This is a genomic window from Enterobacter mori, from assembly GCF_025244905.1.
GTDB classification, from domain to species: Bacteria; Pseudomonadota; Gammaproteobacteria; order Enterobacterales; family Enterobacteriaceae; genus Enterobacter; species Enterobacter mori_A.
The window spans coordinates 2,040,713-2,064,802 of record NZ_CP104285.1; the positions used below are offsets into that span (position 1 = coordinate 2,040,713).

A 24,090-nucleotide genomic window follows, 5' to 3' on the forward strand; every position below is an offset into this window, starting at 1 on the left:
ATTTCGCATGGGCGCATAAAAATGGTGGATCACACTAAGGCGCGGGATTTTACGGAGTGTCAGGAAAGCATGCAATGATGTGTGGCCGAAATTAGAAAAAAAGTAACAAAAAAGGCGGCATTTCGCCGCCTCGGGTGAACCGTTTTGTTACTTATACAGATCGGCGCTGATGGTCATATTGTTACCACGTTCCTGCCACTGGCGGGTGATGTGGTAGTACTTCGCGCCTTTCTTCGCCGCACGTTTCGCGACCTGATAAGAGACTTCCGTTCCGTTGCCGTAGTTGCCGGTAAACTTGATGCTGTCGAACGGTACCATCTGCGCGGCAGTGGCGTTGTTCAACTCTTCAATTTTGGTTCCGTCCGGCAGGGTAACGGAATAGCGTCCACCTTTGGTGGTTTGCGTTTCAAAGAAACGGCCCACTTCAGCGCTTGGCGCTGCAGAGGTCGCGACGCCCGGGATCTCAACTTTCTTCGCTTCTTCACCGCCTTTTGCTAACGCCGCACGTCCCGCATCGGAATCCGCAGGGATAGCGTCCGGGCTTTGCAGAACGCGTTTTTTCGCATCTTCTTTATAGATGAATGCGGTAATACGCTGGTTGCCACCCTGGTTAGCATCCACCTGACGCACGATATAGAAGGAGTAGGCCCCTTTCTGTTTCGCGGCTTTGGTGATGGCATCGTTCACTTCAGGCTGGCTGCGGTAGAAGCCCTGAACGGTAACGGTGTCATACGGCTCAAGCGCAATCGCCTGATCTTTTGGCAGTTCAACGATGCCGTTAATCACGCGGTTTTTCTGTTCATCCGCTTTAGGCGCATTTTCTTTGTACAGCGCAATGGTGACGCGCTGGTTGCCGCTGTTGCCCTGATCGGACTGATCGAGCACATAAAACGAAGCCGCGCCTTTTTTATCAGCGGCTTTTGACGCGGCGGCAACGCCGTCGCCAATGGAGTTGTAGCGACCCACAATGACCGTCTGGTCAAAAGGTTTTAACGCTGCCGCTTGCTCCGGCGTTAACTCTGTCGCGGCATTCGCAGACAGGGCGGTCGCGGAAAGAAGTGCGGACGCCAGGAGTGTGTTCTTAAGCTTCATAAAAATAATCCTTCGCCTTGCGCAAACCATGTACTGGTATTGTTGTTAATTTGAGACGGTCCCGATTATGGCATTTAAATCCCGTCGCTGTCTGCGCCATTTTTCACAGCCTGTGCTCAGCGCATGACCCGATTCGATAACATTTAGTGATATGTTGAAAAAACAGACGTTTGACAAGTAAAACTGATAAAGCTTATGACTTTTACAAGTTAATTTAATGTTAATAAGTTGTTCTGTTATGGCGCTATATCATGTTTTTGCCGCTTCGCTTGCGCGATTTATCGGTCTCAGCGATGAATTTAAGGTAAATATCTCTGTCAGCGATGCCGATCGCTTATTTTTCACAGATAAAGTAAGAAATAGTGTTTTTGGACGGTAGATCACGGGCGTTATTTTCAGTAGGTTATAGAAAGTTTGTTACTGTTTTATTTTCCGGGGTGGATCATTTTTCGTCGTTATGAGGATGACGAAATCTGCGACCGACCGCGGGCAATTATCGACAAACCATCATCAAAAACCGATGGAAGGGAAAACTATGCGTATTGGGGTACCAAAAGAACGGTTAGCCAATGAAACCCGTGTAGCGGCAACACCGAAAACGGTGGAGCAACTGCTCAAACTGGGTTTTACCGTCGCGGTTGAAAGCGGCGCGGGCAAACTGGCCAGTTTCGATGACGAGGCCTTTATCCAGGCCGGTGCGGAAGTGGTCGAAGGGGCAGAGGTATGGCAGTCACCGATCATTCTGAAAGTCAACGCACCGGAAGAGAACGAGCTTGCGCTGCTGAACGCGGGCACCACGCTGGTGAGCTTCATCTGGCCTGCACAAAATCCAGAGCTGATGGAGAAGCTGGCAGCCCGTGGCGTCACCGTGATGGCGATGGACTCGGTGCCGCGCATTTCGCGCGCCCAGTCTCTGGATGCGCTGAGCTCCATGGCGAACATCGCGGGCTACCGCGCTATCGTTGAAGCGGCTCACGAGTTTGGTCGTTTCTTTACCGGTCAGATCACCGCGGCGGGTAAAGTACCGCCAGCGAAAGTGATGGTGATTGGTGCGGGCGTGGCCGGTCTTGCTGCGATTGGAGCGGCAAATAGCCTGGGCGCTATCGTCCGTGCTTTTGATACCCGTCCGGAAGTGAAGGAGCAGGTCCAGAGTATGGGCGCCGAGTTCCTTGAGCTGGACTTCAAGGAAGAAGCGGGTAGCGGTGATGGTTACGCGAAGGTGATGTCCGAAGCCTTTATCAAAGCCGAAATGGAACTCTTCGCCGCGCAGGCGAAAGAGGTCGACATCATCGTCACCACGGCGCTGATTCCGGGCAAACCGGCACCGAAGCTGATCACCCGCGAGATGGTTGATTCCATGCAGCCGGGCAGCGTGATTGTCGATCTGGCCGCGCAGAACGGCGGTAACTGCGAATATACCGTGCCGAATCAGGTGACCACGACCGCCAACGGTGTGAAGGTCATTGGTTATACCGATCTGCCGGGTCGTCTGCCAACCCAGTCTTCACAGTTGTACGGCACTAACCTCGTCAACCTGCTGAAGCTGCTCTGCAAAGAGAAAGACGGCAACATCACCGTTGATTTTGACGACGTGGTTGTCCGTGGCGTTACCGTGGTCCGTGAAGGTGAAATCACATGGCCTGCACCGCCTATTCAGGTCTCCGCGCAGCCTCAGGCGGCGCCAAAAGCAGCGCCAGAGCCAAAAGAACCGGCTAAACCCGCTTCCCCGTGGCGCAAATACGCGATCATGGCGCTGGTGATTATTCTGTTCGGCTGGCTGGCTGACGTCGCACCAAAAGAGTTCCTTGGTCACTTCACCGTCTTCGCGCTCTCCTGCGTCGTAGGCTACTACGTGGTGTGGAACGTCTCCCATGCGCTGCATACGCCGCTGATGTCGGTGACCAACGCCATCTCCGGGATTATCGTGGTCGGGGCGTTGCTGCAGATTGGTCACGGCGGCTGGATCAGCTTCCTGAGCTTTGTCGCGGTGCTGATCGCCAGTATCAATATTTTCGGTGGTTTCACCGTGACTCAGCGCATGCTGAAAATGTTTCGTAAAGGCTAAGGGGTAGCATATGTCTGGAGGATTAGTGACAGCCGCATACATTGTTGCTGCAATCCTGTTTATTTTCAGTCTGGCGGGACTTTCCAAACACGAAACGTCTCAGCAGGGGAATAACTTTGGTATCGCCGGGATGGCGATTGCGCTGATTGCCACCATCTTCGGGCCGGACACCGGCAACGTTGCGTGGATCCTGGTGGCGATGATCATCGGTGGCGCAATTGGTATTCGCCTGGCAAAACGCGTTGAAATGACCGAGATGCCGGAGCTGGTTGCGATTCTGCACAGCTTCGTGGGTCTGGCGGCGGTGCTGGTGGGCTTCAACAGCTACCTGTATCACGAACCGGGTCTGGAACCGATTCTGGTGAACATTCACCTGACAGAAGTGTTCCTTGGCATCTTTATCGGTGCGGTGACCTTCACCGGTTCGATTGTGGCGTTCGGCAAGCTGCGCGGGAAAATTTCCTCTAAGCCGCTGATGCTGCCAAACCGTCACAAGTTGAACCTGGCGGCGCTGGTGGTCTCATTTGTGCTGCTGGTGGTCTTCGTGCGTACCGAAAGCGTAGGCCTGCAGGTGCTGGCGTTGCTGGTGATGACCATCATTGCGCTGGCGTTCGGCTGGCATCTGGTGGCGTCTATTGGTGGTGCGGATATGCCAGTGGTGGTGTCCATGCTGAACTCCTACTCCGGTTGGGCGGCAGCGGCAGCAGGCTTTATGCTGAGCAACGACCTGCTGATCGTCACCGGTGCGCTGGTGGGTTCTTCGGGTGCGATCCTGTCTTACATCATGTGTAAAGCGATGAACCGCTCGTTCATCAGTGTGATTGCCGGTGGTTTCGGGACCGATGGGTCTTCTTCCAGTGCGGATGAAGAAGTGGGTGAGCACCGTGAAATTTCTGCGGAAGATACCGCTGATATGCTGAAAAACTCGCATTCCGTGATCATCACCCCGGGCTACGGCATGGCGGTGGCGCAGGCGCAGTATCCGGTTGCGGAAATCACCGAGAAGCTGCGCGCGCGCGGCATCAAAGTGCGCTTTGGTATTCACCCGGTGGCAGGGCGTCTGCCGGGCCACATGAACGTGCTGCTGGCGGAAGCGAAAGTGCCTTACGACATCGTGCTGGAAATGGACGAGATTAACGATGATTTCGCCGACACCGACACCGTGCTGGTCATTGGTGCCAACGATACCGTTAACCCTGCTGCACAAGACGATCCGGGTAGCCCAATCGCCGGTATGCCGGTTCTGGAAGTGTGGAAGGCACAGAACGTGATTGTGTTTAAACGCTCCATGAATACCGGCTATGCCGGGGTTCAGAACCCGCTGTTCTTCAAAGAGAACACCCACATGCTGTTTGGTGATGCCAAAGCCAGCGTGGATGCGATTCTGAAATCACTCTGACAGGGTAAAGCCCGGTGGCGCAAGCTTACCGGGCCTACCCAACCCGTAGGCCGGATAAGGCGAAGCCGCCACCCGGCAAAAAAAACCGCCGGTTCCCCGACGGTTTTTTTTCATCTTACTGCTCAATCGTCTTCCGGATCGTCCAGCTCAACCGGCGTCTGGAACTCATCCGGCTTAATGACCAGCAGGTCGCAGCGCAGATGGTCGATCACCTGTTCGGCGGTATTGCCGAGGAACGCGGCTGAAATACCGGTGCGCCCGATGGTTCCCAGCACCACAATCCCCGCCTGCAGATGTTCCGCTAAATCCGGGATCACCTCTTCAGGCAGACCTTTTTCAACGTGCGTCATTTTCTCATCAATGCTGAATTTCTGGCGCAGCGCTTTCATCGCCAGCAGGTGCTGTCCCCGGATCGCGTCGTTATAGACGCTCGGGTCAAATTCAGGCAGCTCAATGGCAATGTTAATCGGCGTGACCGGATACGCGCCCACAAGATGCACTTCGGTGTGATTGACCTGTTCGGCAAGCTGGATGGTTTCCTTCACCAGCTTCTCGTTCAGCGAATTGTGGTAATCCTCTTCGCTCGCGAGGTTTACCGCCACGACAGCTTTCCCGCCCTCAGGCCACGGCTGGTCTTTTACCATCCAGACCGGACAAGGACATTTACGCAGCAGATGCCAGTCGGTCGGGGTGAAAATCACGGATTCCAGCTTGTCATGCTGGTGCGCCATTTTCAGCAGCAGGTCGTGTCCACCGGCGACAACTTCCTGGATAATGGCTTCGAAAGGTCGGTTATGCCAGACCACTTTGATATCAATAGGAACACCCGCTTCCAGGTAATATTTCGCCTGTTCACGGATCCACGCGGTACGCTGGCTGATGACGCCCTGACGCATAGCGGTGCGCTCGTCAGGCGACAGAAGGGTGGTCATCTCATACGAGAAGTCATAGATCGGCAAAAACGCTTTGATTTTGCCACCAATCCGTTGATGTAAATACACAGCACGTCGTAATGCCGGCTGATCGTCCTGATTCGGGTCGATAGCTACCAGCATGTTTTGATACTTGGCCATACAGGTCTCCTTACTACTGTCACCACAGTCTGTAATTAAAAGAGTAACCTATATATCTTGAATGAAACAGGGGGGAGGTTTTGTCAGATCAATAAATCATGCAAATTTATCAAAGAAGCAGAACGGTCACCGTCACCGCGATAAACGCAATCAACAGCAGCACCATCACCGCTATTGCAAAGGTCGTTGAATCCTGCACATAGGTCTTTTCCTCTCCCTTCATAGGGCCGACAAGCATGATCCAGATGAATATGAAGGTGATTGAGGCAATAACGACTGAAACGAAAAATAAACTTTCTCTCAAATCATAACCTCAACGGGAACGTGCCAGGCGTAGACCAGGGAGTGGGAGCGGTTGAAAAGGACAATGTAAAATGCCAGTCCCGTCATCACGAAAATGTACGAAACTGGCATGAATCATTCGGGGATTTTATGCGACGTTGCGGGCGTGCCCGGCGAGAACCGCCAGCGCTTCACCATTTTCGATGGTGATGTACTTACCTTTAACCGCAAGCATGCCGCTTTTCTGGAAACGTCCCAGCAGACGGCTGATGGTTTCAACGGTCAGGCCCAGGTAGTTACCGATATCGCCACGCGTCATCGTCAGACGGAATTCACGCGGGGAGAAACCACGCTCGGCAAAGCGGCGGGAGAGGTTATAGATAAACGCGGCCAGGCGCTCTTCGGCATTCTTTTTGGAAAGCAGCAGGATCATGTCCTGGTCGCCTTTGATCTCACCGCTCATCAGACGCATCATCTGCTGACGCAGGTTAGGCATCTTACCGGACAGATCGTCCAGGGTTTCAAACGGGATTTCACAAACCATTGAGGTTTCGAGTGCCTGAGCAAAGCTCGGGTGATGGCCCGTGCCGATAGCATCAAAGCCCACCAGGTCGCCCGCCAGATGGAAGCCGGTGATCTGCTCATCACCCTGTTCGGTGATGGTGTAGCTCTTGATGGTGCCAGAACGGATAGCATAGAGCGATTTCAGTTCGTCTCCCGCTTTAAACAGCGTCTGCCCTTTCTGAATAGGCTTTTTACGCTCGATGATATTATCAAGCTGATCGAGTTCATGCTCATTCAGGGTAAACGGGATACAGAGCTGGCTGATGCTGCAATCCTGGCAATGGATAGCACAACCGCCAGACTGAATGCGTCGTATAATTCGCTTTTCCGGGATCATAGGTTTGCTCAAGCCTTAATTGATATTGGTCAATTTTAACATCTTTTTGGTAAGTACGTAAGCCTGGCGAACCCTCAATAAGGACAAGTGGCGACATTGTGTCGCCATCTTCTTGAAATTCCACAAATTGCTTATGGATTCTTACCCTAACCGGAAGAAAATTAAGCACTAAAAGCCTGGTTTCTACAGCAAAAGATACCCTTCATGGCGCAGTAGCCACTCTTTTCGCTGCACGCCACCGGCATAGCCCGTCATGGTGCCGTTGCGGCCAATCACGCGGTGGCAGGGAACCACAATGCTGACCGGGTTGGAGCCGTTTGCGGCCCCCACTGCGCGCGCCGCGCCCGCACGGCCTAACTGCTCTGCGAGCTGACCATAATGCATGACGTGTCCGCACGGAATCGACCGCAGGGCCTGCCATACTTCGCGCTGGAAAGGGGTGCCAGCCGTGGCGGTCGGCAGAGTGTCAATGATGCTGAGATCGCCCTCGAAGTACGCCGCAAGCTTGTCGCTCAGCCCACCCGGGTTGACGGCGCTGATACGCTCAAAACCCTGAGCACGATAATGAATGTTCAGCAGCTCTTCCATGCGGTCGCTGTGCTCTTCCCATTCGACGGCGCGAAGATTGAACGCCTCATCAGCGATAACCCACAGCGGTCCCAGCGGCGTTGCAATCTTATCTTCGAGTAATCTCAGCATCCTCATTCCTTTAGTTCAGCCTCGGGTATATTCCCGGTCCAATCGGCAGGCCGACAAGATACCACGCCACCAACATTACCAGCCATACTCCTAAAAAGATAAGCGGATAAGGCAAGACGAGCGAATAGTAGGTACCCAGTTTGGCTTCCGGTTTATAGCGCTGCAGGAAGCCTAAAAACAGCGGAACAAACGGTGAAACCGGTGCCAGCGGAATGACCGAGGAGTCTGCGATGCGGAACAGGATCTGGGCAAAAGCCGGGTGGAAGCCCAGCATCATAAACATCGGCACGAAGATCGGCGCCAGAATTGACCAGATGGCGGAGCCGCTGGCGATAAACATGCACAGCAGTGATGAAAGTAGCGCCAGGCCGACAAACGCCGGTACGCCGCTTAACCCGGCAGCCTCCAGCGCGTCGGTCAGGCCCACGGCCATAAACTTGCCCATGTTGCTCCAGTTAAACATCGCCACGAACTGCGCCAGGGGAAACACCATCACGATGAAGCCCGCCATCTCTTTCATCGGCTCGATCATCAACTGCGGCAGATCGCCCTGACGGCGGATTTTGCCGGTGGCGATACCGTAGGCGAGCGAAACGACAAAGAAGAAGAGGATAATCAGCGGCACGATGCCCTGAATAAACGGCGACGGCAGGACGGTATGTTTAACCGGATCGCGCAATATGCCGTTTTCCGGCACCACCATCAGTGCCACCAGCGCGATAAAGGCCAGCGAGACCACGCCAGCCACGCGCAGGCCGAAGCGCTGCTCTTTGCTCAGGGTTTCCAGCTTTTCATCGCTACGGCCTTCCCATTTACCCAGCCGAGGCTCGATGATCCTATCGGTAATCAGCCCGCCAACAATCGTCAGGACAATCACCGAGCTGGCCATAAAGTACCAGTTGTCGATCACGCTGACGTGCATTGCCGCATCGATGGTTTTCGCCGCCTCCGTGCTGATGCCGGAGAGCAGCACGTCGGTGGTAACGATCAGCAGGTTAGCGGTAAATCCGCAGCCTACGCCCGCAATCGCCGACAGCAGGCCCGCCACGGGGTGGCGCCCGACGGCGAGGAAGATCAGCGCCCCCATCGGCGGCATGATCACCAACGCGGCATCGGAGGAGATATGGCTGAAGAAGGCGATAAACAGCACCATATAGCTCGCGTAGCGCGCGCTGACGTGAGAAGCCATCTTCACCATTAACGCGGGCAGCAAGCCCACGCGTTCCGCCAGCCCGGCACCCAGCACCAGCGCCAGAATGGCGCCCAGCGGGGCGAAACCGCTGAAATTCTTAATCACGTTGGGTAAAAACCAGTGCAACCCGTCAACGCTGAGCAGGTTTTTCACCGCCACCAGGCTGCCGTCAGCCGGACTTCGCACGCTCACGTCAAAGGCGGAGAGTACGGCGGTGGCGAGCATCAAAATCACAATCAGATAGATAAAAAGCAGGAAAGGGTGCGGCACTTTATTGCCGATCCTTTCAACCCAGCCATAGAGCTTACCGGATGGGGAATGCGAAGGTATGGATGACATACTCATGGGCGTTCCTCGGGAGCGTTGTGTTGTTGTGTTGTGTTTTTTTATTTTAAAGGTGACGGTGTCACGCCCTGTGGGATCGGACACACGTACGGTTTTTCTTGTCGTTGTTGTTCAAACTCTTCACGGCATTTTTTCAGCAGCGATGCATCCTGCAGCAGATTGAGCGCGGTCGCGCCCATCACTTTTCCGGCCAGCAGCATGCCTTTGTGGGCAATAGAGGTTCGCCCCTGAGACACCAACTGCCAGGTGTGCAGCGGCGTGCCGACGGTAAAGCAGGGGCTGAAGCACTGGGCGACCGGCATTTTCCAGCTGACGTCGCCCACGTCCGTGGAGCCAGCCAACACGTTGTCGGTGATGGCATAGGGCGCGACTTCATCCACCAGCAGCGTCTCCTGATGACGACGGGCAAAGGCTTTACCTGCATCTCCCCCCGTTGCGGCAATATTTTTCAGGCTGTTTTGCAGATCGTTGGGCGTCAGCGTGGCGCGGATCTCGCGGGCGAAGGCGCGTTCTTCCTCCGTCCAGAGCGGCGTGCCGTAGTGCTGCAGGGCACGATACATCGCCGCCTCGAGCGTGCGGTTCGGCAGGTAGCTGGAGCAGGCTTTATCAAAGCGACACTCGACGCTGGTTTCGGTCATCAGCGCTGCGCCCTGAGCGATTTTCTCGATGCGTTCGTAAATCTGCTGCGCATCGGCCATCTCCGGGGCGCGGATCAGGTACAGCACCTCAGCCTGTGCCTGCACCACGTTGGGCGAAATCCCGCCGGTATCGGTAATGGCATAATGGACGCGCGCTTTTTCGATAATGTGTTCGTTGAGGAAGTTGGTGCCGGTGGTCATCAGCGTCACGGCGTCCAGCGCGCTGCGTCCCAGATGGGGAGAGTTGGCCGCGTGCGCCGCCACGCCGTGAAAACGCCAGGCGGCCTGAATATTCGCCAGCGTGCTGACGTTAAACATCCCGGCGAAGGCTTCCGGATGCCAGGTGACGGCGGCATCAACGTCATCAAACAGACCTTCGCGCACCATAAAGGTTTTCCCTGAGCCGCCTTCTTCACCGGGACAGCCATAAAAACGCACCGTACCGCTGCCGCCGTGCTGTTCCAGCCAGCTTTTCACCGCTACCGCGCCCGCCAGCGCCGCGGTGCCCAAGAGGTTATGCCCGCAGCCGTGGCCATTCGCCCCCGGCGTGGCGGATTGCGCCGTCGCGCAGTGCGCCTGCTGGCTTAATCCGGCCAGCGCGTCGTATTCGCCCAGCAGGGCGATGACCGGTTTCCCGCTGCCGAAGCTGGCGATAAAGGCATTTGGAATACCGCCTGCCTCGCGGGTCAGCGTGAAACCTTCGGCCTCCAGCTCGCTGGCGAGCCGTTCGGCGGACCAGAACTCTTCAAAGCGGGTTTCAGGACGATCCCAGATCGCGTCGGCAATATCGGTTAACGTCCGACATCGCGTGTCGATCGCATCGGCAATAAAAGCGTAGTTCTCCTGCATTACACACCTCGCGTCCACGGGAAATTGAGCGCAGTTCGCGCCAGCGTTTCAATGGCGATAGCCATGACCTGCTCATCGAAGTCGAATTTTTCGTTGTGGTGTCCGGCACTCAAATCCGTGCCAAACACCATATAGGAGGCCATGCCGCCATTCTGCTGCACGCGGGCCATCATCAGCGTGGCGTCTTCGGATCCCGCCGGGGCTTTGACTTTATCAATGGCGTGCACCACGCCGGACACCTGGCTCGCCTGTTCGCGCAGGTAATCAACCCAGGCCGGTGTCGGCGCGCTGGAGGTCGCGGCACCCATCAGGCGCATCTCGGCGCTTACGCCGTAGAGCGCCGCTGCGCCGGTAATGACCGCCTGCGCGCGTTCAAAGACATACTGATTAATGGCTTCGGTTTCGCCGCGGGTCTCAACCTTGATCACGGCACTGGCGGGCACCACGTTGCGTCCGCTGCCCGCCTGCATCACGCCGACGTTCACCCGGGAGGCGCCTTCGCTGTGCGGCGCGATGCTGTGCAGGGCGAGGGCGGCCTGCGCGGCGGCGAGCAGGGCGTTACGCCCGTCCTCCGGTTTACCGCCCGCGTGTGCGGCCACGCCGGTAAAGTTCACGTCAAACTTGGTGGTGGCCATAAAGTTATCGCTGCCGCAGATCGTCGTTCCGGCAGGCACGCCGGTACCAATATGGATGGCGGTGAAATAGTCCACGCCGTCCAGCGCCCCGGCGGCAACCATGGCGCGCGCGCCGCGGGTCCCTTCTTCGGCGGGCTGGAAGATCAGCTTGAGGGTACCGTTGAGTTGCGCTTCATTCTGCTTAAGCACCTGCGCCAGCCCCAGACCAATGGTGGTATGGCCGTCGTGCGCGCAGGCGTGCATCATTCCTGCGTTGCAGGAGGCAAACCCGTCGCGGAACGGGCGATGGCTTTCATCCAGCGCTTCGCTTAGATCAAGGGCATCCATGTCGACGCGAAACGCCAGGGTTGGACCAGGACGCCCGGTATTGAGGGTCGCCACAATGCCGGTAAACCCGCCTTCAAACGGCGTCAGCCATTTCTCAGGCGCGCCCTGCGCCCGCGCGCGGGCAAACTCATGCGCAAGGGTAGCGGCATCGGGCAACCCCATCCGGCTTTCGGCATCGACCACGTCACGACCCATCGCCAGTTCATAACCCAGCGAGTCCAGGATTTCCGCGACTTTCGCGGCGGTACGAAACTCTACCCAGCCGGATTCCGCAAAATGATGAAAATCGCGACGCCATGCGCTCAACTGTGGGGATAATGTCTGGATGTACTGCGCCAGTGTGTCCATATCTGTTCCTGTCATCATTAAAATATGTGAACTGCTTCACGCTGTGATAGTTTTTACTTATCACTAACCGATTTTTCACAGTTTTAACCGTTCAGGAATTACCCTCGCACATCCCTTTCTATTAAAGTAGATGACAGTTTCTTTACTCTGATAAACAACGGTTATCGGTCGGTCTATGACATTCCAGATTAAATTTCATCAAATCCGGGCGTTTGTTGAAGTCGCGCGTCAGGGCAGCATTCGCGGTGCCAGCAGGACGCTGAATCTTTCGCAACCGGCGCTGACCAAATCCATCAAAGAGCTGGAGGAGGGCATAGCGGCGCAGCTTTTCGTGCGCAGGAGTAAGGGGGTCGCGTTGACCGAATGCGGTGAGGGCTTTTACCAGCGCGCCAGGTTGATTCTGGAAGAGCTGCGTGCGGCGCAGGATGATATCCGTCAGCGGCAGGGCGAACTGGCCGGGCAGATCAACATCGGAATGGGGGCCAGCGTTTCACGAAGCCTGATGCCCGCCGTCATCACCCGTTTCCATGCGCAACATCCGCAGGTTAAGGTGCGAATTATGGAAGGGCAGCTGGTGTCGATGATCAATGAATTACGCCAGGGCGAGCTGGATTTCACCATCAATACCTATTATCAGGGGCCTTACGACCATGAGTTTACGTTTGAAAAACTCTTTGAAAAACCGTTTGCAGTATTTTGTCGGGAAGGGCATCCGGCGACGGGGGCAACCTCTATTAATGAACTTTTGCATTATAACTGGACAATGCCGACCCCGCGGGGAAGTTATTATAAGCAATTAGAGGAGGTATTTAGCGATCGCTCGCAAATACCGCGAATTGGTGTCGTCTGCGAAACCTTTTCTTCCTGCATCAGCCTTGTCGCGCAAAGTGATTTTTTAAGCATATTGCCGCAGGAGCTGGGCTGTGACCCTTTGCTGGCGCACCGTCTGGTCATGCTGCCGGTCGTTGAGTCGCTTCCTAAAGCCACCTATTATTTAATTCAGCGCCGTGATTCACGTCAGACGCCCCTTGCCGAATCATTAATTACGCAATTCAGAAGGGAAGCGAGAAAAATAGTCGTTGCGTGAAATATATAATATAAAAAAACAGGATCTGCCCGACATCAGACAGACCCTATAGTACACACAGCAGTACATCCTTTTGCCAGTCCTGAGTATTATATCCATGAGGCAGGTATATTTAGGTATAACACCTTTCCCAAAAAATGAAAGGCGGGCGAGTGATTGATTTTATAAAAATTTAGCGCAAATAACTTATTTTAACTTTACTGAAGTTTTTGTTAAGTATGCTTTAAGTGTTTTTAATAATGGCTATATATATTCATCAGGATAATATGTATCTCGCCCCGCATTCTGCAGGGGGTGATTGAGGCGCCTGTCTGGCGCAGGTATAGTACAAGCCCAGATGTAGCCGGAGGATTTCCATGAACCCTGACGACAAATCCCTTTTTCTTGACGCCATGGAAGATGTTCAGCCCCTGAAACGCTGCACGGATATCCACTGGCAGCAAAGCCGTAATTCACGGGCCCGCCAGGACATTGATACCGAGCAGCTCGACAACTTTCTGACCCTGGGTTTTCTGGAATTGCTGCCGCTCGAAGAGCCGCTGATGTTCCAGCGCGAAGGGGTTCAGCAGGGCGTTATTGATAAGCTGCGTTCCGGTAAATATTCCCGTCAGGCCAGCTTAACCCTTTTACGTCAGCCCGCCGAACGCTGCCGTCAGATGCTGTATTCTTTTATCCGGCAGGCCAGTCGTGACGGGCTGCGTAATCTGATTATCGTGCACGGCAAAGGGCGTGAGCTGAAGTCACACCCTAATGTGGTGCGCAGCTATCTGGCGCGTTGGTTGACGGAGTTCGAGGAAGTGCAGGCCTTCTGCGTGGCGCTGCCGCATCACGGCGGCAGCGGGGCTTGCTATGTTTCACTGCGAAAATCTGACGAAGCGAAACAGGAGACCTGGGAGCGGCACGCCAAGCGCAGCCGCTAGCGTTACGGCTTAGAACGTTTCCCAGTGATTGTCGCCCGACGCACTGGCCGTTGCCGGGCGCAACAGCTGCGGCGTTTTCACATTTTTGGGGCGCGGCGCGGCGCTTTCCTGCACGTTCAGGCGAAATGCGGCCACGGCCTGACGCAATTGCTCGGACTGGTCTTCCAGGGCCGCTGCGGCCGTGGCGGATTCCTGTACCAGCGCGGCGTTTTGCTGCGTTACGCTGTCCATCTGCGATACGGCCAGGCTCACCTGCTCAATACCGCGGCTCTGCTCGTCAGATGCTGACGAAATTTCGCCCATAATATCGGTGACGCGAGTGACTGCTGCGACGATCTCTTTCATCGTTGTACCAGCCTCGCTCACCTGTTCAGAGCCGGTGTTGACCCGGCTGACGGAATTCTCAATCAGTCCTTTGATCTCCTTCGCCGCCTGGGCGCTGCGGCTCGCCAGCGTACGGACTTCACCGGCAACAACCGCAAAGCCACGGCCTTGCTCCCCGGCGCGAGCGGCTTCCACCGCCGCGTTAAGCGCCAGAATATTCGTCTGGAAGGCGATGCTGTCAATTACGCCGGTGATGTGCGCGATTTGCTGCGAACTGTCGGCAATTTCGGTCATCGTGCGAACCACGTTATCCACGACGTGACCGCCGCGTGCGGCCGTTTCTGAGGCATTTTTCGCCAGCAACGTAGCCTGACGCGCGTTATCGGAGTTCTGTTTAACCGTTGCGGTCAGCTCTTCCATACTGGCGGCAGTCTCTTCCAGCGAGGCAGCCTGCTGTTCGGTACGGGCCGAGAGGTCGTTGCTCCCGGCGGCAATTTCACCCGCACCGGTATAGATCGAATCCGTGCTCCCGCGTACGGCACTGACCGTGTTAACCAGCGACTGCTGCATCTCATGCAGGCCAGCCGCCAGCTGTCCCATCTCATTGCGGCCAGAGATATCGACGTTTTGCGTCAGATCGCCGCCCGCGATGGTGCGGATGTGGTTCATGATGGTTTTGAGCGGTTTCAGCAGCAGGTGTTGTAAACCCTGCCAGATCACGACCAGTACGGCGATCACTGCCAGGAAAATGCCTGCCAGCGTCCACTGCATCTGCGTAAAGCTGCTCTGGTTTTCTTGTGTCGCCGCTTTAAGCAGGGTGTTGTTTTCGGCACGCCAGCGGTTATAGACCGCTTCCATCCCGTCCTGCGCCTGCTGGGCATCCAGGTCACCGTAAGCCTGGTAGTTGTCGGCGCGCAGATACTCAATCGACAGACGCATCACCTCGTGCATTTGATTCCAGGATTTCTGCATCTCTTCGGTTAAGGCTGCGTTTTGGCCATTAACCTGCGGCATTTTCTGCCACTCTTTGTTATAGGCTTCGGCTTTCGCCAGAGAGTCATTGGCGGTGCCTAACAGCTTGTTGATCGCCGCGAGGGACGCAGGATCGCGCTGGTTTTTCAGGTAACGGATCGCCACGCGGGTGACGGTAACGCGCGTTTTTATCAGCGTATTGACGCTGTCGCTCAGGCTCTCCTGCTGGGCATTGAGCACCCCGGAGTTCTGGAAGTTATGGCGATCGTTGCTGACGGCAGAGTAGAACAACCCTCCCGTGACAACTTGCAGCAGACAGAATATGGTGAGGGCAAAGATAATACCGGTAATTACGTGCAGATTTTTCAGCATAGCGGTCGTCCGTTAGAGAGATGCAGAGGTACATCAATACTATCGTCGTATAGAATTTAAACTTTAATTTCACTCGTGCTTAACTTAGGGCTCCGATCGGGAACCTGTTGTAAATCCGGATCATTTTCATGAGGAAGGTCAACATGAGCAGCATTGATAAAAGCGGAACGTACGCGCTCGGCACGCGAACGGTTAAACGACTGGGCTATGGCGCGATGCAGCTTGCCGGGCCGGGCGTGTTTGGCCCACCGAAGGATAAGCAGGCCGCGCTGGAGGTGCTCCGCGAAGCGGTGGCCGCGGGTGTGAATCATATCGATACCAGCGATTTTTACGGCCCGCACGTGACTAACCAACTGATCCGCGAGGCGCTTCATCCTTACCGGGACGATCTGACCATCGTGACCAAAATCGGAGCCCGCCGCGACGACAAAGGTGCCTGGCTCCCGGCCTTTTCCGCGCAGGAACTGACTCAGGCGGTGCATGATAATCTGCGCAACCTGCAGCTGGACGTACTGGATGTGGTCAATCTGCGGATCATGTTTAGCGCCCACGGTCCTGCAGAAGGATCGATTGCTGAACCGTTGTCCACGCTGGCGGAGCTGCAACAGCAGGGGCTGGTTCGCCATATTGGATTGAGCAACGTCACTGCCTCTCAGGTCGCCGAGGCGCAGAAAATGGTGTCCGTGGTGTGCGTGCAGAACATGTACAACATTGTGAATCGCGGTGATGATTCGCTGGTGAAAACGCTTGCGCAGCAAGGGATTGCCTATGTGCCATTCTTCCCACTGGGCGGTTTCACGCCGCTGCAATCTTCCGGGCTGCAGACGGTTGCGGATGCGCTGGGGGCAACGGCAATGCAGGTTGCCCTGGCGTGGCTGTTGCAACGTTCTCCGAACATCCTGCTGATCCCCGGAACGTCCTCCGTGGCGCATCTGCAGCAAAACCTTGCCGCCGGGGATCTGGTGTTACCGCCGGACGCGCTGGACACGCTGAATTCACTGGTGGATTAAGCGATAACAGAATACCGCCTGCCAGATGAAGCCCTGGCTTAGTCTGCCGCAGGCGTCATCTGGTTATTCTGCCGGTGAAGCGCTAACGCTTCCGCCACAATCTCTTGCTTACTTTTGCGGGTTTCATAGGCGGTGGTTCTGATGTACTCCATCAGGTCGGGATCGATGCGGGCGCTCAACATCCTGAGATCGGCCTCCTTTGCTAAACCGCGAGCAACGCGTTTGTCGGGATAATCACGGGCTGGCATAGAAAACGTCCTCCAAAAAGTCTTGTTAATTCGTGCTGTAAAATATGCATTAGTCTAAATTTAAAGTCAATCGTTAGTGTTTTTATAGTGATTGTTTTAATTGAATCCCAATGAAAGTCATCGATAAGTCATTTATTTAAAGATAGCATGGTTATTTTTATTATTGTCGACCATGCTATTTATCATCATAACCCTGTAGGGTAGATACGTTGATGCGTAACACTTTTGTGCCTGTCGCAGCAGCAGTAGCCATTTTTATTGCGGGTATTTTTATCCTCAATATTCAACTCTGGTATTCAGCACGGGCCGACAGTCAGTCGGGAGCCCGATACGCTGTAAGCGATATTAATGACATTCTTGACGAGGCGCGTGTTGCCGCCCGAACGGCGACGGAAATTATCGTCAAGGGGTGCGATGCAGAAGGGCAGTACCAGCTGGGTACGGAGGCCGCTCTTCAGCCACATCTCAGAACCATCGTCATCATCAGGCAGGGACAGCCCTGGTGTTCATCTCTGCCGGGAAATCGCGTTTTATTGCGGCATGTTAATACGTTACCCGATGTTCCCTTATTTCTTGTTCCGGCAGGTGATACGGTAAACGGGCAGCCGGTTTTGCTCTTTCAGACCCGGTTTGCAGAAAACCGTATTATCGTGACGATCAGCGATCGCCATATCCGGGATGTGTTAAGCACGCCGTTAAAGCACGTGAATTACTCATTAGTGGTGGGCGGGAACGCAATTGACGCCTCTGGCGAACTGCACGTCACGCCTCCCGGCGAACATCAGGCCAGACAGGTTTATTCTGAACAATATTCCTATAGCATCCGATACAACCCTGCGCCTTTTTTCAGTCTGAAAAGACTTCTTAGCCAGGGGGGAGGCATACTCTTTTTCTTACTGCTGGTTGCCGGTATTGCGGCTTATGTTCTGTATAAGTACCTGAACAAACACACGCTTCCTGAAGAATCACTTCGCAGTGCAATTGCGAAGAGAGAAATCATTCCGTTTTACCAGCCCGTGGTTAACGGCAGGGAGGGCACGCTGCGGGGCGTGGAGGTTCTGGCAAGATGGAAACACCCCAAAGCGGGTTATATTTCACCCGGCGCATTCATTCCGATTGCTGAAAAATCGGGGCTGATTGTTTCCCTCACGCAAAGCCTGATGGCGCAGGTGGTGACGCAAATGAATGCCATCTCCAGTAAGCTTCCGGAAGGTTTTCATATCGGGATTAACTTCAGCGCTTCCCATATCGCGATGCCTGGCTTCGTGGACGAATGCCTGAAATATAAAAATAGCTTCGTCAGAAAGGATTTAAACCTTGTGATTGAGGTGACAGAGCGAGAGCCGCTGGATATTGATGAACGCCTCGTGCAGACCCTGAACGTGCTCCACGAAAATGGTTTTGCCATAGCCCTGGATGACTTTGGTACTGGCTATTCCGGGCTCTCTTATCTGCACGATCTGCATATCGATTACATCAAGATTGACCACAGCTTCGTCAGCAGAGTCAATGAACATGAGGACTCCACCCGGATCCTCGATTGCGTTTTGGATTTGGCGCGTAAGCTCTCCATCAGTATTGTGGCGGAAGGCGTTGAGACGAAGGCGCAGTTAGACTATCTCAACCGGAATAACATCGTATACCAGCAGGGATACTACTTCTTTAGACCGGTCGCCTTTACCGGGCTTATCCATATTTTGCTGTCTAAACCCAACGTGAAGGTCGTGGTGGAGTGACTTGTACAGGCGATGGCTAAATTAAATCCGCTCAAACTTCAACGCGTTTGGGTTCGCCTCCGGAAATGACCTTGATCCTTGTCCATAATCCGTAATACTGTATTTATATACAGTATCTGGCGAGAAAGGCATTATGGACACTCTCTTTTCTTATCACCAAAAACAAATCATTGAATTACCTTTATTTTTAGAACGTGTTGCCTGTGGTTTCCCGAGCCCGGCGCAGGATTACGTGGAGGATCGTCTCGATCTTAACCGGCTGGCAGTGAGACACCCCAGTGCGACCTATTTTATCAAGGTGAGTGGAGACTCCATGATTGGGGCGGGAATTAGCGACGGCGATCTGCTGGTGGTGGATCGTTCGTTAAATGCCGAACATGGGGATATCGTCGTGGCGTCGGTCGCCGGTGAGTTTACGGTGAAAGAGCTACAGACCCGCCCGGTTCTGAGGCTAATGCCACATAATGTCCGCTATCAACCGATCACCTTTCAGTCCGAAGAGGAGCTGCAGATCTTCGGCGTCGTCACCCACACGCTCAAAACGCATAAACATGTTCGCGCTGGTTGATGTGAACAGCTTCTATGCCTCCTGCGAGCGGGTGTTCCGTCCCGATCTGGAAGGGAAACCCATCGTGGTGGTGTCCAATAACGACGGCTGCATTATTTCACTGTCGCGAGAGGCAAAGCAGTTCGGCATCAAAATGGGTGAGCCGTATTTTAAGTTCAAAGAGAAGGGCTACCCGTCGCGGGTTTACGTCTTTAGCTCGAACTATGCGCTGTATGCCGATCTCAGCAGTCGGGTCATGCAGACGCTGACCGATCTCGCCCCGGCAATAGAGATTTACTCCATCGATGAGGCGTTCGTAAACGTTTCAGGGGTAAGCCATTGCCTGTCGCTGGAAACGTTCTGTCACCAGATGCGCACGCAGGTATTTAAAAATACGGGCTTAACCGTTGGCGTCGGTATTGCCCCGACAAAAACGCTGGCAAAGCTGGCTAACTATGCGGCGAAACGGTGGGCCAGCACAGGCGGCGTGGTCGATCTCTCAGGCCGCGAGCGGCAGCGTAAACTGCTGGAAAAGGTTCCGGTAGAGGAGGTGTGGGGGGTAGGGCGACGTATTACGAAAAAACTGAACGCGATGGGCATTACCACGGCGCTGGAGCTGGCGGAGGCCTCCTCGTGGGTCATTCGCAAACATTTTAACGTGGTACTGGAGCGTACGGCGCGCGAGCTTCGCGGTGAGCCCTGTCTTGACCTTGAAGAGTACACCCCCACGAAGCAGCAAATCATCTGTAGCCGTTCGTTTGGTCACCGTATTACGCAATACGAAGAGATGCACCAGGCCATTTGCGCCTACGCGGAACGCGCCGCGGAAAAACTGCGCGGCGAGCATCAGTATTGCCGCTTTATCAGCGTGTTTGTGCGCACCAGCCCGCATGCTGAAAACGAAATTTATTACGGCAATCAGGCTTCTGTCACCTTGATGACGCCCACCAATGACTCGCGCGATATCATCCGCGCCGCCACGGAGGCGCTGGGGCGGATATGGCTCGATGGATATCGCTATATGAAAGCCGGGGTAATGTTGGCGGACTTTTTCAGCAGCGGCGTCGCCCAGCTTAATTTGTTTGACGATAATCGCCTGCGCGCCAACAGCGCGGCGCTGATGGAGATGATCGACAGCCTAAATCATTCCGGCAAAGGGAAGATATGGTTCGCCGGGCAGGGTATTGAGAAATCCTGGGCGATGAAGCGTGAGATGCTGTCACCGGCCTATACGACGCGGTACACCGATTTGCCGGTGGCAAAGTAGAAGGCGGCTATTTTGTGGTTTCATGCGTCGCGATCTCAGGCAGTAACTGCTCAATCACGCTAACGACCTTTCTGACGCGCTGCGGAATAAAGCGGGCGTCAGGATAAACGGCATAGAGGAAGCGATCGGGTAGCCGCCAGTCGGGCAGCACCGGTACCAGCGTGCCCGCTTGCAGCGCGCGGGCCGCGAGCGGTCGCTGCAAGCCGCCGATACCAATACCGGACGCCAGCGCCTGCAGCAGCGCGTCGCTGGTGTTGGCACGGAAAACGGTATTCACGTTGACCTCGACCGTTTCCTCGTCAGAAATCAGACGCAGGGGGGCATCCAGCGGAATACCGCTGAACCGGACGTGTGGCAGCGTCGCCAGCTCGCTGATGGCGTGTACCGCCTGAAAATCGGGAGCGGCAAACAGCGCGGCTTCAATCCGCGCCAGCACGCGAGCCGCGTGCGCCAGCGGAGGTTCACTGCTCAGCCGTATCGCGACATCCACGCCTTCCGTTACCAGATCGGCGAGGCGGTCATCCAGGGAAATCATCAACTGCAGTTCGGGGTGCAGGCGCTGTAGCTCCAGCAGATGCGGCAAAAAGATTTGGCCCAGGCCGCTCGGTAACTGGACATGGACGCGTCCCTGAACGCTATGATCGACAGGATGTAAACGCCTCTCCGCTTCCCCCATGGCGTCCAGCACAAGCTGCATATCACGCCGGTAACGTTCACCCTGTTCGGTCAGCTTCATCGTACGCGTCGTACGGTGCAGCAATACCACACCCAGCGATTCCTCAAGCGCCGCGATCTGTTGACTGACGGCGGACTGCTTAATACCGGTCTGACGGGCGGCCGCAGAAAACGAGCCCGCTTCAGCGACGCGTAGAAAGGTAGAAATGGCAGTGAGCTTGTTATTCATTTAATGATTCTGCTTATAAGTGCCATCGGTTTCAGGGGATATCTTCAGAAAAAATAATATATCACACTGCACCTGTCACCCTTTCCGGAGAAACACCATGAATAAGATGCAGCAACGCAACGTCGCCCTGGTCGCGGGTGCCAGCGGCATTGTCGGCAGACAGCTGGTTAATACACTTCTGCACCATCAGTGGGAGGTGATCGGCCTCAGTCGCCACGCGGTAACCCATCCGGACGGCATTCCCGTGGTGAACGTCGATTTACTGGATGCACAGGACACTGCACGGGCGCTGCACGCCCTGAACGGTGTCACCCACATTTTTTACAGCGCCTGGGCGAACGCGGCGAACTGGACAGATATGGTTGAGCCGAACGTCACCATGCTGCGTAATCTGGTCAGCACCTTCGAAAAAACGGCACCTTTGCAGACGGTAAGCCTGATGCAGGGGTACAAAGTCTACGGTGCGCATCTGGGACCGTTTAAAACCCCGGCGCGGGAAAGCGATCCCGGCGTAGCGGGTGCCGAATTTAACGCCGCGCAGCTCACGTGGCTCAGCCAGTTTCAGCGGGGGAAACGCTGGCACTGGAATGCCATCAGGCCGGGCGTGGTGGGGAGTGGGGTACCGGGCAATGCCATGAACCTTGCGCTGAGCATCGCTCTGTACGCCTCCCTGTGTAAGGCGCTGGGTTTACCGCTGCGTTTTCCCGGTTCGGAACAGACCTGGCACAGCATCGTGGATCATACCGACGCCGGGCTGCTGGCCGAGGCAACGCTGTGGGCCGCCACGTCACCTGAGGCACAGAATCAGGCGTTCAACGTGAATAATGGCGATATCTGGCGCTGGAGCGAGCTGTGGCCGCGTATCGCACGCTGGTTTGAACTGGACTCTGCGCCGCCGGTGAGGTTGTCATTTCATCAGCTTTTTAATGACTATCGCGGCGTATGGCGCGAGCTTGCCGGAGAGCGGCTGGTGGAAGCGGATATTATGCAGCTGAGCGACGGGCGGTTTGCCGATTTTGTCTTTAGCTGGAACTACGACATGTTTGGGGACGGGAGCAAGCTGCGCAGGGCGGGCTTTATGCAAATGCAGGCCACCGATGAGATGTTTTTCCGCCTGTTCGCGCAGCTGAGAGCCGCGCGGATTATTCCCTGACCGTAAGGGTTGTTGTCATAAACGATCGGCGCGTTATACTCACGCGTTAATAAAAAGGTATGGCGGGGCAGAGGGATGCACGAGAGTTTAAAAATGATATCAGTCGCGCTGCCCCTCATTGCGTTTTTCATTCTGTTAAGCTTTTTTGTCAGACGCATTCGCCAGGCAAAACGGATCATTTCAGATCGTAACGGGATGAAAAAGATATCTGCCAACCCCTCACTATTTGGCGGTAATGCAGGTAAAACCTGGTTTTATGATGACCTGTTTTTATATGAAGTTAAAAAAAACGCCACCCGTAAGATCGCACTGGCTAACATCATTAAAATCGGGCCGGGAAATACCGAGATAAATAGCAGAAGGGTCTGGATTGTTATTTACCGTGATGGTGCTAATGAAAAGCAGGTGCAATTTTATAACAATCTTACCCTCTGGAATCACAACTTTACGGCTTTTCTGGCAGCGATAAAAAGTGCCAATCCTGACGCTGTCGTTAAAGAACGCGCAATCCTCAATTTGTGAAAAACAACCGCAGACGGTGTGCGGACGCCGCTCTTGTGCAGCGTCCACAGCATCAGGGTTAAGGGCTTACTCAACCGCTAACGCATTGACGATCTCCGCCACGCTTTTCACGCTGCGGATGTTCCCAATCCCCGTGCCGAGCGCGATATAGCCGTCATCGGTGTTGCCTTCGAGCATGCCAAGACGCAGGCCCCGTAATCCCCCCATCGCTTTTGCGGCGCTGCGGGTGGGCGAACTGGACGACGGCGATTATATCGCGAGAAAAGTGGGGGACATCAAAATTACGACCTGTGCCAGTCCGGCCTGGCTGGCACAACACGGCACGCCAGAAACGCTGGATGATTTACACAAACATCAGGCCATCAACTGGGTGAATAACAACAGCAGACAAATCCATCCGTGGACGTTTACGACGCCGGAAGGCATCGCGGAGATTAAACTTCCCGGTAAACTTGTCGTGGACAACTCCGAAGCCTACATTGCGGCAGGTCTGGCCGGGCTGGGGTTAATGCAGGGGATGAATCTCTTTCTCCAGCCTTACATTGACCGCGGCCTTCTGGTTGAGGTTCTACCAGAGCATCGCTCTCCGGACCGCAAACTGTCGCTTCTCTACCCACACCGTCATCTCTCCCGCAAGGTGCGGGTCTTTACCGAGTGGCTGGAGAGTCTGGTGTGAAAACAGCCGGTTCATGACACAGCGCGCCAATTTGTTCCACGGCGTTCAGCAGGCGGGGCGAAGGATTATTTCTTCTTATTCATCATCGCTTTTAAATCGGCAAACGGGTTAAAGGTGGCGACGCCCACGTCTTTTTGCGCGTCTTCCCCGGCGACCACGGTGGTGCCGTACTGATCCGCTTCGGTGTATTTCGAGTGCTCGTGATCGTGGCAAAACAGGCACAACAGTTCCCAGTTGCTGCCATCTTCCGGATTGTTGGTATGGTCGTGATCGATATGGTGAACCGTAAGTTCACGCAGGTTGGAATAGACAAACTCCCGTGAGCAACGTCCACACACCCATGGGTAGATTTTTAATGCTTTTTCGCGGTAGCCGCTTTCCAGCCGCGCGTAGTTTTTGGGGATCAAAGCCATTGCCGATTTTACCTGCCATGAAAAGAGTGGGGAATATTATATCCCATTATGGCGCGTAATGACGTCCCGCTCAATTCTGTCAATTTATTTGAAT

Annotated in this window: 21 protein-coding genes and 2 pseudogenes; 11 read left to right on the forward strand and 12 right to left on the reverse strand. The window is 54.9% G+C overall.

The window, feature by feature from the left end; all coding sequences use genetic code 11:
- Positions 1-147 precede the first annotated feature (147 nt).
- Positions 148-1,092 (reverse strand): DUF1471 family protein YdgH, encoded by a 945-nt coding sequence (gene ydgH / locus N2K86_RS09760; RefSeq protein WP_010430434.1) that lies wholly within the window; start codon positions 1,090-1,092, stop codon positions 148-150.
- A gap of 535 nt (positions 1,093-1,627) precedes the next feature.
- Between ydgH and pntA the strand changes: the two genes are divergently transcribed.
- Together pntA and pntB are read left to right on the forward strand one after the other, a co-directional pair.
- Complete coding sequence (pntA, locus tag N2K86_RS09765; RefSeq protein ID WP_260661324.1) at positions 1,628-3,157, forward strand: Re/Si-specific NAD(P)(+) transhydrogenase subunit alpha; 1,530 nt, start codon at positions 1,628-1,630, stop codon at positions 3,155-3,157.
- Positions 3,158-3,167: 10 nt separating this feature from the next.
- On the forward strand, positions 3,168-4,556 hold the full coding sequence (pntB, locus tag N2K86_RS09770; RefSeq protein ID WP_024909329.1) for a Re/Si-specific NAD(P)(+) transhydrogenase subunit beta: 1,389 nt from the start codon (positions 3,168-3,170) through the stop codon (positions 4,554-4,556).
- Positions 4,557-4,678: 122 nt separating this feature from the next.
- On the opposite strand, the gene uspE is transcribed toward pntB, so the two are convergent.
- From uspE to N2K86_RS09800, 6 genes are all read right to left on the reverse strand, one after another.
- Positions 4,679-5,629, reverse strand: coding sequence for a universal stress protein UspE (gene uspE / locus N2K86_RS09775; protein WP_260661325.1), 951 nt, complete (start codon positions 5,627-5,629; stop codon positions 4,679-4,681).
- Positions 5,630-6,059: 430 nt separating this feature from the next.
- The gene (gene fnr, locus N2K86_RS09780; RefSeq protein WP_006174991.1) at positions 6,060-6,812 is read right to left on the reverse strand and encodes a fumarate/nitrate reduction transcriptional regulator Fnr; all 753 of its coding nucleotides are present in this window, start codon (positions 6,810-6,812) and stop codon (positions 6,060-6,062) included.
- A 183-nt stretch (positions 6,813-6,995) separates the two neighbouring features.
- Positions 6,996-7,511: a methylated-DNA--[protein]-cysteine S-methyltransferase gene (gene ogt / locus N2K86_RS09785; protein ID WP_260661329.1), complete on the reverse strand. Its 516-nt coding sequence runs from the start codon at positions 7,509-7,511 to the stop codon at positions 6,996-6,998.
- A 10-nt stretch (positions 7,512-7,521) separates the two neighbouring features.
- Positions 7,522-9,048 (reverse strand): p-aminobenzoyl-glutamate transporter, encoded by a 1,527-nt coding sequence (abgT, locus tag N2K86_RS09790; RefSeq protein WP_260661332.1) that lies wholly within the window; start codon positions 9,046-9,048, stop codon positions 7,522-7,524.
- A 41-nt stretch (positions 9,049-9,089) separates the two neighbouring features.
- Positions 9,090-10,535 (reverse strand): M20 family metallopeptidase, encoded by a 1,446-nt coding sequence (locus tag N2K86_RS09795; protein WP_260661333.1) that lies wholly within the window; start codon positions 10,533-10,535, stop codon positions 9,090-9,092.
- Entirely contained in the window at positions 10,535-11,845 is a 1,311-nt protein-coding gene (locus N2K86_RS09800; RefSeq protein WP_260661334.1) for a M20 family metallo-hydrolase, read from the reverse strand. Before N2K86_RS09800 ends, N2K86_RS09795 begins: the two co-directional genes overlap by 1 nt.
- A 175-nt stretch (positions 11,846-12,020) precedes the next feature.
- Between N2K86_RS09800 and N2K86_RS09805 the strand changes: the two genes are divergently transcribed.
- Both N2K86_RS09805 and smrA read left to right on the forward strand, forming a co-directional pair.
- Complete coding sequence (locus N2K86_RS09805) at positions 12,021-12,932, forward strand: LysR family transcriptional regulator (protein ID WP_260661335.1); 912 nt, start codon at positions 12,021-12,023, stop codon at positions 12,930-12,932.
- Between the two features lie 356 nt (positions 12,933-13,288).
- Positions 13,289-13,852, forward strand: a complete 564-nt coding sequence (gene smrA / locus N2K86_RS09810; protein WP_089598704.1) for a DNA endonuclease SmrA — start codon at positions 13,289-13,291, stop codon at positions 13,850-13,852.
- A gap of 9 nt (positions 13,853-13,861) precedes the next feature.
- Here the strand turns inward: smrA and tcp are convergent, their stop codons facing one another.
- Positions 13,862-15,520 (reverse strand): methyl-accepting chemotaxis citrate transducer, encoded by a 1,659-nt coding sequence (tcp, locus tag N2K86_RS09815; RefSeq protein ID WP_260661338.1) that lies wholly within the window; start codon positions 15,518-15,520, stop codon positions 13,862-13,864.
- A gap of 143 nt (positions 15,521-15,663) precedes the next feature.
- Between tcp and N2K86_RS09820 the strand changes: the two genes are divergently transcribed.
- The gene (locus tag N2K86_RS09820; RefSeq protein ID WP_260661339.1) at positions 15,664-16,530 is read left to right on the forward strand and encodes an aldo/keto reductase family oxidoreductase; all 867 of its coding nucleotides are present in this window, start codon (positions 15,664-15,666) and stop codon (positions 16,528-16,530) included.
- Positions 16,531-16,568: 38 nt separating this feature from the next.
- On the opposite strand, the gene N2K86_RS09825 is transcribed toward N2K86_RS09820, so the two are convergent.
- Entirely contained in the window at positions 16,569-16,778 is a 210-nt protein-coding gene (locus N2K86_RS09825) for a hypothetical protein (protein WP_174339430.1), read from the reverse strand.
- A gap of 212 nt (positions 16,779-16,990) precedes the next feature.
- Here N2K86_RS09825 and N2K86_RS09830 point away from each other — a divergent pair, with 212 nt between their 5' ends.
- The 3 genes from N2K86_RS09830 (at position 16,991) to umuC (ending at position 20,328) form a co-directional block, all read left to right on the forward strand.
- The gene (locus tag N2K86_RS09830) at positions 16,991-18,514 is read left to right on the forward strand and encodes an EAL domain-containing protein (RefSeq protein ID WP_260661340.1); all 1,524 of its coding nucleotides are present in this window, start codon (positions 16,991-16,993) and stop codon (positions 18,512-18,514) included.
- A gap of 133 nt (positions 18,515-18,647) precedes the next feature.
- On the forward strand, positions 18,648-19,082 hold the full coding sequence (gene umuD / locus N2K86_RS09835) for a translesion error-prone DNA polymerase V autoproteolytic subunit (RefSeq protein ID WP_260661341.1): 435 nt from the start codon (positions 18,648-18,650) through the stop codon (positions 19,080-19,082).
- The gene (gene umuC / locus N2K86_RS09840) at positions 19,066-20,328 is read left to right on the forward strand and encodes a translesion error-prone DNA polymerase V subunit UmuC (RefSeq protein WP_260661342.1); all 1,263 of its coding nucleotides are present in this window, start codon (positions 19,066-19,068) and stop codon (positions 20,326-20,328) included. The genes umuD and umuC overlap by 17 nt, the downstream gene beginning before the upstream one ends.
- A gap of 7 nt (positions 20,329-20,335) precedes the next feature.
- On the opposite strand, the gene N2K86_RS09845 is transcribed toward umuC, so the two are convergent.
- Entirely contained in the window at positions 20,336-21,232 is an 897-nt protein-coding gene (locus N2K86_RS09845) for a LysR family transcriptional regulator (protein ID WP_260661343.1), read from the reverse strand.
- 97 nt (positions 21,233-21,329) lie between these two features.
- Here N2K86_RS09845 and N2K86_RS09850 point away from each other — a divergent pair, with 97 nt between their 5' ends.
- Both N2K86_RS09850 and N2K86_RS09855 read left to right on the forward strand, forming a co-directional pair.
- Entirely contained in the window at positions 21,330-22,385 is a 1,056-nt protein-coding gene (locus N2K86_RS09850; RefSeq protein WP_260661344.1) for an SDR family oxidoreductase, read from the forward strand.
- A gap of 75 nt (positions 22,386-22,460) precedes the next feature.
- A complete protein-coding gene (locus tag N2K86_RS09855; RefSeq protein WP_260661345.1) occupies positions 22,461-22,907 on the forward strand; it encodes a hypothetical protein in 447 nt (148 codons plus the stop codon).
- Positions 22,908-22,973: 66 nt separating this feature from the next.
- Here N2K86_RS09855 and N2K86_RS09860 read toward each other — a convergent pair.
- Positions 22,974-23,123, reverse strand: a pseudogene (locus tag N2K86_RS09860) (NAD(P)H-dependent flavin oxidoreductase); the annotation flags it as partial.
- A 4-nt stretch (positions 23,124-23,127) separates the two neighbouring features.
- Here N2K86_RS09860 and N2K86_RS09865 point away from each other — a divergent pair.
- A pseudogene (locus tag N2K86_RS09865) lies at positions 23,128-23,583 on the forward strand (LysR substrate-binding domain-containing protein); the annotation flags it as partial.
- Between the two features lie 65 nt (positions 23,584-23,648).
- Here the strand turns inward: N2K86_RS09865 and yajD are convergent.
- Positions 23,649-23,996 carry an HNH nuclease YajD gene (gene yajD, locus N2K86_RS09870; RefSeq protein WP_006808895.1) on the reverse strand — a complete coding sequence of 116 codons (348 nt, stop codon included), beginning with the start codon at positions 23,994-23,996 and terminating at the stop codon, positions 23,649-23,651.
- Between the last annotated feature and the right edge of the window lie 94 nt (positions 23,997-24,090).